Genomic DNA, 8,672 nt, shown 5'->3' on the forward strand with positions numbered 1-8,672 from the left:
CATGATCTTGTCCGAAAAGTCTGCAACTTTTCGGGATCAAGCAATTAGAAGCTCAGACCACCTTCGCGGGCAGCCTCGGCCAGCGCCTTGACGCGGCCGTGATAGATGTACGGGCCGCGATCGAAGACGACTTCCTTGACGCCGGCCTTCGAGGCGCGCTCGGCGATCAGCTTGCCGATCGCGGCAGCAGCCGCAGTGTCGGCGCCGGTCTTGAGCGAACCCTTGAGGTCCTTCTCGAGCGTCGAGGCGGCGGCGATGGTGTGGCCCTTGGCGTCGTCGATGACCTGCACGTAGATGTTCTTCGACGTGCGGTGGACCGAGAGACGCGGACGCTCGCCGGCGACCTTCTTGATCTGGCGGCGAACGCGCTGCGAACGGCGCTGCGTGGCTTCCTTGGTACCCATGGTGGTCTTCCTTGCCTTCAAAAAACGGGGGCCGCCATATGCGGTAGGCGAAAGCGCCTCCCGCGACCGCTCCCCGCGGCGTTAAACTTACTTCTTCTTGCCTTCCTTGCGGACGATCTTCTCGCCGGCATAGCGGACACCCTTGCCCTTGTAGGGCTCGGGACCGCGATACTCGCGGATCTCGGCTGCAACCTGGCCGACCTGCTGCTTGTCGATGCCGGTCACGGTGATTTCCGTCGGCTTCGGCACCGTGATGGTGATGCCAGCCGGCGTCTCGTAGACGACGTCATGGCTGAAGCCAAGTGCCAGCTGCAGGTTCTTGCCCTGAAGTGCGGCGCGATAGCCGACGCCGGTGATCTCGAGCTTCTTCTCGAAACCGTCCTTGACGCCCTGCAGGATGTTGACGATCTGCGTGCGCGACATGCCCCACTTGGAGCGGGCGGTCTTGGTCTGGTCGCGCGGCTGGACAGCGATTTCGCTGCCTTCCATCTTGACCAGCACTTCGTCGTTCACCACGAACTTCAGCTCGCCCTTGGGGCCCTTCGCCGTCACGGTCTGGCCGTTGACGGTCGCGGTCACGCCCTGCGGCAGCGAAACGGGTTTCTTACCAATACGAGACATTTTTTTGTCCTCGTCACTTCTCTTGTTTCAGGTCTGCCGAATTAGAAAATCTGGCAGAGGATTTCGCCGCCGACATTCTGTTCGCGTGCTTCGTGATCGGCCATCACGCCCTTCGGCGTCGAAAGGATGGCGATGCCGAGCCCGTTGGCGACGTGCGGAATCGACTTGGCCGAGACGTAAACGCGGCGGCCAGGCTTCGAGACGCGGGCGATTTCGCGCACGACCGGTGCACCGTCGAAATACTTCAGCTCGATTTCGATCTCGGACTTGCCGTTGTCGAAGTCGGTCTGGCTGTAGTCGCGGATATAGCCTTCAGCCTTCAGCACGTCGAGGACGCGGGTACGCAGGCGCGAGGCCGGCGTTGAAACGCTCGACTTCTTGCGGCCATACGCGTTGCGGATGCGGGTCAGCATATCGCCGAGAGGATCGCTCAATGACATGTTATGTCCTCCTTACCAGCTCGACTTGACCAGGCCCGGGATCTGGCCGTTATTGCCGAGATCACGAAGCGCGATGCGCGATACTTTGAGCTTGCGATAATAGGCGCGCGGACGGCCGGTAACTTCGCAGCGGTTGCGGATGCGGATTTTGGCCGAGTTGCGCGGCATGGCAGCAAGCTTCAGCTGAGCGCGGAAACGCTCTTCCATCGGCTTGGACTGGTCCATGATGATCGCTTTCAGGGCAGCGCGCTTGGGACCGTACTGGTCGGCAAGCTTGCGGCGCCTGTTGTTCTTCTCGACTGAGCTGGTCTTTGCCATTTCAGATTTTTCCTTTTCTCGCTGCCGTTACTGGCGGAAGGGGAAGTTGAAGGCCTTGAGCAATGCCCTGGCTTCGTCGTCCGTCTTCGCAGTCGTACAAACGATGACGTCCATGCCCCAGATCTGATCAACCTTGTCGTAGTTGATCTCCGGGAACACGATGTGTTCCTTGATACCCATGGCGTAGTTGCCACGGCCATCGAAGCTCTTCGGATTCAGTCCGCGAAAGTCGCGGACGCGCGGCAGTGCGATGTTCACGAGGCGGTCGAGGAACTCGTACATACGTTCTTTGCGCAGCGTGACCTTGGCGCCGATCGGCATCTTCTCGCGGACCTTGAAGCCAGCGATCGAGTTGCGGGCGCGGGTGACGACGGCCTTCTGGCCGGCGATCATCGCCAGGTCTTCGGCCGCGATCGAAGGCTTCTTCGAATCCGCGGTCGCTTCGCCGACGCCCATGTTCAGCACGATCTTGTCGATGCGCGGAACCTGCATCTCGTTGTCGTAGCCGAACTGCTCCTGCAGCGCCTTGCGGATGGTCTCGTTGTAGACCTGCTTGAGACGCGGCGTGTTCTTGGCAGTCGCCTGCTTGGTTTGAGCCTTAGCCATTGATGACTTCTCCCGAGCGCTTGGCGACGCGCACCTTCTTGCCGTCCTTCTGGAAGATGAAGCCGACGCGGGTCGGCTTACCATCCTTGGGGTCGGCCAGCGCGATGTTCGACAGCTGGATCGGCGCTTCCTTGGTGATGATCCCGCCCTCTTGGGACTGGGACTGCTTCTGGTGACGACGGATCATGTTGACGCCGCGCACCAGCGCGGTGTCTTCCTTCGGCTGAACCGAGAGGACTTCGCCCGAACGGCCCTTGTCCTTGCCGGCCAGCACGACGACCTTGTCGCCTTTTCTAATCTTTTGCATTGGTCCGGCTCCTTACAGCACTTCAGGCGCGAGCGAGATGATCTTCATGTGGTTCTTGGCGCGGAGTTCGCGCGGAACCGGTCCGAAGATACGCGTGCCGATCGGCTCTTTCTTGTTGTCGACGAGAACGGCCGCGTTCTTGTCGAAACGGATCACGCTGCCGTCCGGGCGGCGGATGTCCTTGGCCGTGCGAACCACGACCGCCTTCATCACATCGCCCTTCTTAACGCGGCCGCGCGGAATGGCTTCCTTGATCGACACCACGATGATGTCGCCCACGGAAGCGTATTTCCGCTTCGAGCCGCCCAGCACCTTGATGCACATGACACGACGGGCGCCGGAATTATCCGCGACGTCGAGGTTTGTTTGCATCTGAATCATGACTGGCCGCCTTCTTCTCTTCTAACGGGACGGGCTCAAAGCCCCTCCCCGGTCTGTCCAAAATTCGTTGTTTACGCCCAGTGGTCAGGCTTGGTCCGAAGACACGACGATCCAGCGCTTGTCCTTGGAAATCGGCTTCGATTCCTGGATGAACACCTGATCGCCGACCTTGTGGGCGTTGTTCTCGTCGTGCGCCTTGTACTTCTTGGTCATGCGCACGGTCTTCTTCATCACGGGATGCGTGAAGCGCCGTTCGACCTTGACGACTACCGTCTTCTCGTTCTTGTCGCTGACGACAGTGCCCTGCAGAATGCGCTTTGGCATGGTTTTCGTCCTTAAGCCTTCTTGGCCGCGGACTTTTCCGCAGCGATGGTCTTGATACGCGCAATGTCCTTGCGGACCTGCCTCACGCGCGCGGTCTTCTCGAGCTGGCCGGTGGCCTTCTGGAAGCGCAGGTTGAACTGCTCCTTCTTCAGGCTGGCCAAATCGTCGGTCAGCTGGTCCTGGGTCTTGGTCCGGATGTCTTCGGCTTTCATGATCAGCCCGTCCTTATTCTGCGATGCGCTGTACGAAGCGCGTCCTGACCGAGAGCTTGGCCGCGCCGAGACGCAGCGCCTCACGGGCGGTTTCTTCGTTGACGCCGTCGATCTCGAACATGATGCGGCCCGGCTTGACGCGCGCCGCCCAGTAGTCGACCGCGCCCTTGCCCTTACCCATGCGCACTTCAGTCGGCTTCGACGTCACCGGCACGTCAGGGAAAATACGGATCCACACGCGGCCGGCACGCTTCATCTCGCGAGTGATCGCGCGGCGGGCCGCCTCGATCTCACGCGCGGTGACGCGGTTCGGCTCAAGCGCCTTCAGCCCGAAACCACCGAAATCCAGGTTGGTGCCGCCCTTTGCGGTACCATGGATACGGCCCTTGAACTGCTTGCGGAACTTTGTGCGCTTTGGCTGCAGCATCGTTCTAACTCCAAATTCCTAAATAATCAGGCGTTTTCGCGACGACGACCGCGTTCGCGATCACCACCACCGCCGCCATGCGCAGCATCACCCTCGGTCGCACGACGCTCCGAAGCCATCGGATCGTGCTCGAGGATTTCGCCCTTGAACACCCAGACCTTGACGCCGCAGATGCCGTAAGCCGTATGCGCTTCGGCCGTGCCGTAATCGACATCGGCGCGCAGCGTATGCAGCGGCACGCGGCCTTCGCGGTACCATTCCATGCGCGCAATCTCGGCGCCGCCGAGACGGCCGGCGCAGTTGATGCGGATGCCTTCGGCACCCAGGCGCATCGCCGACTGAACGGCGCGCTTCATGGCGCGGCGGAAGGCAATACGACGCTCGAGCTGCTGGGCGATCGACTGGGCGACCAGGGTCGCGTCGATTTCCGGCTTGCGCACTTCAACGATGTTCAAGTGCGTCTCGGACTTCGTCATCTCCATCAGCTTCTTGCGAAGCTTCTCGATGTCGGCGCCCTTCTTGCCGATGATCAGACCCGGGCGCGCGGCATGGATGGTGACGCGGCACTTCTTGTGCGGACGCTCGATCACGACCTTCGAGATCGCAGCCTGCTTGAGTTCCTTCTCAAGATACTTGCGGATCTTGATGTCCTCATGCAGCAGCTTGCCGTACTCGCCGGTGTTCGCGAACCAGCGCGAATCCCAGGTGCGGTTGATGCCGAGGCGCAGACCGATCGGATTGACTTTCTGGCCCATTATGCGGCCTCCCCTTTTTCTTCGACTTCACGAACGACGATCGTGAGGTGCGAGAACGGCTTTTCGATACGGCTGGCGCGACCGCGGCCACGAGCGTGGAAACGCTTCATGACGATCGACTTGCCGACATAGGCTTCCGCCACGATCAGCGCATCGACATCGAGGTCGTGGTTGTTTTCCGCGTTGGCGATCGCCGATTCCAGCGTCTTCTTGACCGTGCCGGAAATCCGCTTGGCCGAGAATTCGAGGTCGGAAAGCGCTGTCGCGACCTTCTTGCCGCGGATCAGCGCGGCAACCAGGTTCAGCTTCTGCGGGCTGATACGGATCGTGCGCAGAACGGCGCGCGCTTCGTTGTCAGCAAGCCTGCGCGGAGCTTTGGCCTTGCCCATGATTATTTCCTCTTCGCCTTCTTATCCGCGCCGTGACCGTAATAGGTCCGGGTCGGAGCGAATTCACCGAACTTGTGACCGACCATGTCCTCGTTCACCGAGACGGGAACATGCTTCTGGCCGTTGTAGACACCGAAGGTGAAGCCGACGAACTGCGGCAGGATGGTGGAGCGACGGCTCCACATCTTGATCACCTCATTGCGACCACCTTCACGAACCTTGTCCACCTTCTTGAGAAGGTAGCCGTCGATGAAGGGGCCTTTCCAAATAGAACGAGTCACTTGGCGTTACCTCTTCTTAGCTCTTGCGCTGATGGCGCGAGCGCAGGATGAACTTGTCGGTCGCCTTGTTGGACCGCGTCTTCTTGCCCTTGGTCGGCTTGCCCCACGGGCTGACCGGATGACGGCCACCGGAGGTGCGGCCTTCACCACCGCCATGCGGGTGGTCGACCGGATTCATGGTCACGCCGCGATTGTGCGGGCGCTTGCCGCGCCAGACCGTGCGGCCGGCCTTGCCGTCGTTGATGTTGCCGTGGTCAGGGTTCGACACGGCGCCGACAGTGGCCATGCACGAGCCGTGAACGACACGCTGCTCGCCCGAGTTGAGGCGCAGGATCGCCATGCCCTGGTCGCGACCGACCAGCTGGCCGTAGCCGCCGGCCGAACGGGCAACCTGGGCGCCCTTGCCCGGCTTCAGCTCGATGTTGTGGACGATCGTGCCGACCGGCATCGAGGCCAGCGGCATCGCATTGCCCGGCTTCACGTCGACCGATTCACCGGCCACGATCTTGTCACCGGCGGCAAGGCGCTGCGGAGCGATGATGTAGGACAGCTCGCCATCGTCATACTTGATCAGCGCGATGAAGGCGGTGCGGTTCGGATCGTATTCAATGCGCTCGACCGTGCCGACGACGTCGAACTTGCGGCGCTTGAAGTCTATGATGCGGTACGAACGCTTGTGACCGCCGCCGATGAAGCGGGCCGTGATGCGGCCGTGATTGTTGCGGCCGCCCGACTTGGTCAGGCCTTCGGTCAGACCCTTGACGGGCTTGCCCTTGTAGAGGCCCGAGCGGTCGACGATGACCAGCTGGCGGGTGCTCGGCGTTACCGGGTTGAATTTTTTAAGTGCCATTGTCCTGTCCTCGCGGCCTAGCTCAGAGACCCGTCGCGACGTCGATCGACTGGCCTTCGGCCAGCGTCACTACCGCCTTCTTGACGTCGCTCTGGCGGCCGATCGTGCCGCGGAAGCGCTTGATCTTGCCCTTGCGGACAAGCGTGTTCACGGCCGTAACCTTGACGCCAAACAGCGCTTCGACAGCGGCCTTGATTTCCGGCTTCGACGCCTTCTTGGCGACGTTGAAGACGACCTGGTTGTTCTCGGAAGCCATGGTCGACTTTTCGGTGATCGCCGGCGAGACGATCACGTCATAATGACGAAGGTCGGTCATTTAAAGCGCTCCTCGAGAGCCTCGACGGCGGCCTTCGAAAGGACCAGCGTGCCGCGGCGAAGAATGTCGTAGACGTTGATGCCCTGGATGGGCAGCACGTCGATGTTCGGGATGTTGGTCGCCGCCAGCTTGAAGTTCTGGTCAAGCTCGGCACCGCCGATCACCAAAGCGTTGGTCAGGCCCAGCGTCGCGAAATTCGCGATCAGCGCCTTCGTCTTGGCCTCGGTCAGCTTCAGCTCGTCGATGATGATGATCGACGCGCTCTTGGCCTTGGCCGAGAGAGCATGCCTCAAGCCCAGGGCGCGCACCTTCTTCGGCAGATCGTGCTCGTGGCTGCGAACGACCGGGCCGTGGGCCTTGCCGCCGCCGCGGAACTGCGGAGCGCGTGCCGAATGGTGACGGGCGCGGCCCGTACCCTTCTGCTTGTACATCTTGGCGCCGGTGCGCGCGATTTCCGCGCGACCCTTGGTCTTGTGCGTGCCCTGCTGCTTCTTGGCCAGCTGCCAGCGCACGACGCGCTGCAGGATGTCCTCGCGCGGATCAAGGCCGAAAATCTCCTCGGAGAGTTTCACCTTGCCGGCGTCCTTGCCGCCAAGCGTTGTGATCTTGAGATCCATTATTCTGCTCCCTCTGCGGCCGGAGCCTCGTTCTTCGCGCCACTCTCGGCAGCAACGGCGCGGATCGCGGCAGGCTTCGGCGCATTAGCCGGCAGTGCCACCTTGGCCGCATCGCGGACCAGGATCCAGGCGCCCTTCGATCCGGGAACCGCACCGCGGATCAGGATCAGGCCGCGATCGGCGTCGGTCGAAACGATCTCGACATTCTGTGTAGTGACGCGGGTGTCGCCCATGTGGCCAGCCATATGCTTGCCCTTGAACACCTTGCCCGGGTCCTGACGCTGGCCGGTCGAACCGTGCGAACGGTGCGAGACCGAGTTGCCGTGGGTCGCACGGCCACCACCCATATGGTGGCGCTTGATGACACCCTGGAAGCCTTTGCCGATCGTCGTGCCCGTCACATCGACTTTCTGGCCGACGACGAAGTGCTCAACGGTGATCTCGGCACCGACATCGATCATGTTGTCGGCGGAGACGCGGAACTCGGCGACTTTCGCCTTCGGCTCGACGGAAGCGGTCGCGAAATGGCCGCGCATCGCCTTCGACGTGTTCTTCACCTTGGCAAGGCCAACGCCGAGCTGGACGGCCGTATAGCCGTTCTTCTCCTGCGTGCGCTGAGCCACGACCTGGCAGTTCTCCATCTGGAGAACGGTGACGGGAACATGTTCCCCGGCATCATTATAGATGCGGGTCATTCCCACCTTCTTTGCAATCACACCTGAACGCATCGGTTCAATTCCTTTAGAGTTCCGGGCCAGGGGCACCGCCCCTTACCGCGCTCTCATTCCCTTAGAGCTTGATCTCGACGTCGACACCGGCGGCCAGATCGAGCTTCATCAAAGCATCGACGGTCTGCGGGGTCGGATCGACGATGTCGAGCAGACGCTTGTGCGTGCGCATCTCGAACTGCTCGCGGCTCTTCTTGTCGACGTGAGGCGACCGGTTGACCGTGAACTTTTCGATCCGCGTCGGCAGCGGAATGGGGCCGCGGACGTTTGCTCCGGTGCGCTTGGCCGTCGACACGATTTCTTTCGTCGAGGCGTCGAGCACCCGGTGATCAAACGCCTTCAGGCGGATGCGGATATTCTGTCCGTTCATGCGTCACTTCCTTGTTCTGGCGCGGCGCGGGCAACTCCGCGCCCGCGACAGATCGGTTTAAGTCTAATTATTCTTTAATGGTGACGACGATGCCGGCACCGACGGTGCGGCCGCCTTCACGGATGGCGAAGCGCAGCTTCTCTTCCATGGCGATCGGCACGATCAGCTCGACATCGACCGTGATGTTGTCGCCGGGCATCACCATCTCGGTGCCTTCCGGCAGCGACACGATGCCGGTCACGTCGGTCGTGCGGAAGTAGAACTGCGGACGGTAGTTGGTGAAGAACGGCGTGTGACGGCCACCTTCGTCCTTGGTCAGGATGTAG

General features: G+C 61.5%; 19 protein-coding genes. All 19 read right to left on the reverse strand.

The features are described 5' to 3' along the window. Positions 1-44 precede the first annotated feature (44 nt). Positions 45-404: a 50S ribosomal protein L18 gene (gene rplR, locus AC1D1B_RS26335; RefSeq protein WP_181061939.1), complete on the reverse strand. Its 360-nt coding sequence runs from the start codon at positions 402-404 to the stop codon at positions 45-47. A gap of 87 nt (positions 405-491) precedes the next feature. After that, positions 492-1,025, reverse strand: coding sequence for a 50S ribosomal protein L6 (rplF, locus tag AC1D1B_RS26340; protein WP_023682603.1), 534 nt, complete (start codon positions 1,023-1,025; stop codon positions 492-494). Between the two features lie 41 nt (positions 1,026-1,066). Then, positions 1,067-1,465: a 30S ribosomal protein S8 gene (gene rpsH / locus AC1D1B_RS26345; RefSeq protein ID WP_006205453.1), complete on the reverse strand. Its 399-nt coding sequence runs from the start codon at positions 1,463-1,465 to the stop codon at positions 1,067-1,069. 12 nt (positions 1,466-1,477) lie between these two features. Continuing rightward, positions 1,478-1,783: a 30S ribosomal protein S14 gene (gene rpsN, locus AC1D1B_RS26350; RefSeq protein WP_013895695.1), complete on the reverse strand. Its 306-nt coding sequence runs from the start codon at positions 1,781-1,783 to the stop codon at positions 1,478-1,480. Positions 1,784-1,810: 27 nt separating this feature from the next. Beyond that, positions 1,811-2,389, reverse strand: a complete 579-nt coding sequence (gene rplE, locus AC1D1B_RS26355; protein WP_181061940.1) for a 50S ribosomal protein L5 — start codon at positions 2,387-2,389, stop codon at positions 1,811-1,813. Continuing rightward, positions 2,382-2,696 (reverse strand): 50S ribosomal protein L24, encoded by a 315-nt coding sequence (gene rplX / locus AC1D1B_RS26360; RefSeq protein WP_013531428.1) that lies wholly within the window; start codon positions 2,694-2,696, stop codon positions 2,382-2,384. Before rplX ends, rplE begins: the two co-directional genes overlap by 8 nt. A gap of 12 nt (positions 2,697-2,708) precedes the next feature. After that, complete coding sequence (gene rplN / locus AC1D1B_RS26365; RefSeq protein ID WP_006205457.1) at positions 2,709-3,077, reverse strand: 50S ribosomal protein L14; 369 nt, start codon at positions 3,075-3,077, stop codon at positions 2,709-2,711. 84 nt (positions 3,078-3,161) lie between these two features. Then, a complete protein-coding gene (gene rpsQ / locus AC1D1B_RS26370; RefSeq protein WP_010909280.1) occupies positions 3,162-3,401 on the reverse strand; it encodes a 30S ribosomal protein S17 in 240 nt (79 codons plus the stop codon). Positions 3,402-3,412: 11 nt separating this feature from the next. Beyond that, entirely contained in the window at positions 3,413-3,613 is a 201-nt protein-coding gene (rpmC, locus tag AC1D1B_RS26375) for a 50S ribosomal protein L29 (RefSeq protein WP_006205459.1), read from the reverse strand. Between the two features lie 13 nt (positions 3,614-3,626). After that, positions 3,627-4,040, reverse strand: a complete 414-nt coding sequence (gene rplP, locus AC1D1B_RS26380; RefSeq protein WP_006205460.1) for a 50S ribosomal protein L16 — start codon at positions 4,038-4,040, stop codon at positions 3,627-3,629. A gap of 26 nt (positions 4,041-4,066) precedes the next feature. Further along, a complete protein-coding gene (gene rpsC, locus AC1D1B_RS26385) occupies positions 4,067-4,795 on the reverse strand; it encodes a 30S ribosomal protein S3 (RefSeq protein WP_477335781.1) in 729 nt (242 codons plus the stop codon). Further along, positions 4,795-5,184, reverse strand: coding sequence for a 50S ribosomal protein L22 (gene rplV, locus AC1D1B_RS26390; protein WP_006205462.1), 390 nt, complete (start codon positions 5,182-5,184; stop codon positions 4,795-4,797). The genes rpsC and rplV overlap by 1 nt, the downstream gene beginning before the upstream one ends. A gap of 2 nt (positions 5,185-5,186) precedes the next feature. Then, positions 5,187-5,465: a 30S ribosomal protein S19 gene (gene rpsS, locus AC1D1B_RS26395; RefSeq protein ID WP_006205463.1), complete on the reverse strand. Its 279-nt coding sequence runs from the start codon at positions 5,463-5,465 to the stop codon at positions 5,187-5,189. Between the two features lie 16 nt (positions 5,466-5,481). Beyond that, positions 5,482-6,315: a 50S ribosomal protein L2 gene (rplB, locus tag AC1D1B_RS26400; protein WP_023706515.1), complete on the reverse strand. Its 834-nt coding sequence runs from the start codon at positions 6,313-6,315 to the stop codon at positions 5,482-5,484. 22 nt (positions 6,316-6,337) lie between these two features. Further along, entirely contained in the window at positions 6,338-6,631 is a 294-nt protein-coding gene (locus tag AC1D1B_RS26405; RefSeq protein ID WP_181061941.1) for a 50S ribosomal protein L23, read from the reverse strand. Beyond that, a complete protein-coding gene (gene rplD / locus AC1D1B_RS26410; RefSeq protein WP_477335783.1) occupies positions 6,628-7,248 on the reverse strand; it encodes a 50S ribosomal protein L4 in 621 nt (206 codons plus the stop codon). The genes AC1D1B_RS26405 and rplD overlap by 4 nt, the downstream gene beginning before the upstream one ends. Beyond that, positions 7,248-7,976, reverse strand: coding sequence for a 50S ribosomal protein L3 (rplC, locus tag AC1D1B_RS26415; protein ID WP_477335785.1), 729 nt, complete (start codon positions 7,974-7,976; stop codon positions 7,248-7,250). The genes rplD and rplC overlap by 1 nt, the downstream gene beginning before the upstream one ends. Before the next feature lie 61 nt (positions 7,977-8,037). Further along, the gene (gene rpsJ / locus AC1D1B_RS26420; protein WP_010909272.1) at positions 8,038-8,346 is read right to left on the reverse strand and encodes a 30S ribosomal protein S10; all 309 of its coding nucleotides are present in this window, start codon (positions 8,344-8,346) and stop codon (positions 8,038-8,040) included. A 67-nt stretch (positions 8,347-8,413) separates the two neighbouring features. After that, positions 8,414-8,672: EF-Tu C-terminal domain-related protein (locus AC1D1B_RS26425; protein ID WP_477335787.1), on the reverse strand; the 259-nt coding region annotated here is incomplete at its 5' end.

Source organism: Mesorhizobium sp. P2_C5_2 (genome assembly GCF_056404535.1).

Bases quoted from the DNA above. Each gene is read 5' to 3' on its own strand.
- rplV (WP_006205462.1), bottom strand. From the start codon at position 5,184: ATGGGCAAGGCCAAAGCTCCGCGCAGGCTTGCTGACAACGAAGCGCGC.
- rpsQ (WP_010909280.1), bottom strand. From the start codon at position 3,401: ATGCCAAAGCGCATTCTGCAGGGCACTGTCGTCAGCGACAAGAACGAG.
- rplD (WP_477335783.1), bottom strand. From the start codon at position 7,248: ATGGATCTCAAGATCACAACGCTTGGCGGCAAGGACGCCGGCAAGGTG.
- rplF (WP_023682603.1), bottom strand. From the start codon at position 1,025: ATGTCTCGTATTGGTAAGAAACCCGTTTCGCTGCCGCAGGGCGTGACC.
- rpsH (WP_006205453.1), bottom strand. From the start codon at position 1,465: ATGTCATTGAGCGATCCTCTCGGCGATATGCTGACCCGCATCCGCAAC.
- rplN (WP_006205457.1), bottom strand. From the start codon at position 3,077: ATGATTCAGATGCAAACAAACCTCGACGTCGCGGATAATTCCGGCGCC.
- rplB (WP_023706515.1), bottom strand. From the start codon at position 6,315: ATGGCACTTAAAAAATTCAACCCGGTAACGCCGAGCACCCGCCAGCTG.
- rplE (WP_181061940.1), bottom strand. From the start codon at position 2,389: ATGGCTAAGGCTCAAACCAAGCAGGCGACTGCCAAGAACACGCCGCGT.
- rpmC (WP_006205459.1), bottom strand. From the start codon at position 3,613: ATGAAAGCCGAAGACATCCGGACCAAGACCCAGGACCAGCTGACCGAC.
- rplP (WP_006205460.1), bottom strand. From the start codon at position 4,040: ATGCTGCAGCCAAAGCGCACAAAGTTCCGCAAGCAGTTCAAGGGCCGT.
- rpsJ (WP_010909272.1), bottom strand. From the start codon at position 8,346: ATGAACGGACAGAATATCCGCATCCGCCTGAAGGCGTTTGATCACCGG.
- rplR (WP_181061939.1), bottom strand. From the start codon at position 404: ATGGGTACCAAGGAAGCCACGCAGCGCCGTTCGCAGCGCGTTCGCCGC.
- rplX (WP_013531428.1), bottom strand. From the start codon at position 2,696: ATGCAAAAGATTAGAAAAGGCGACAAGGTCGTCGTGCTGGCCGGCAAG.
- rpsN (WP_013895695.1), bottom strand. From the start codon at position 1,783: ATGGCAAAGACCAGCTCAGTCGAGAAGAACAACAGGCGCCGCAAGCTT.
- rplC (WP_477335785.1), bottom strand. From the start codon at position 7,976: ATGCGTTCAGGTGTGATTGCAAAGAAGGTGGGAATGACCCGCATCTAT.
- AC1D1B_RS26405 (WP_181061941.1), bottom strand. From the start codon at position 6,631: ATGACCGACCTTCGTCATTATGACGTGATCGTCTCGCCGGCGATCACC.
- rpsC (WP_477335781.1), bottom strand. From the start codon at position 4,795: ATGGGCCAGAAAGTCAATCCGATCGGTCTGCGCCTCGGCATCAACCGC.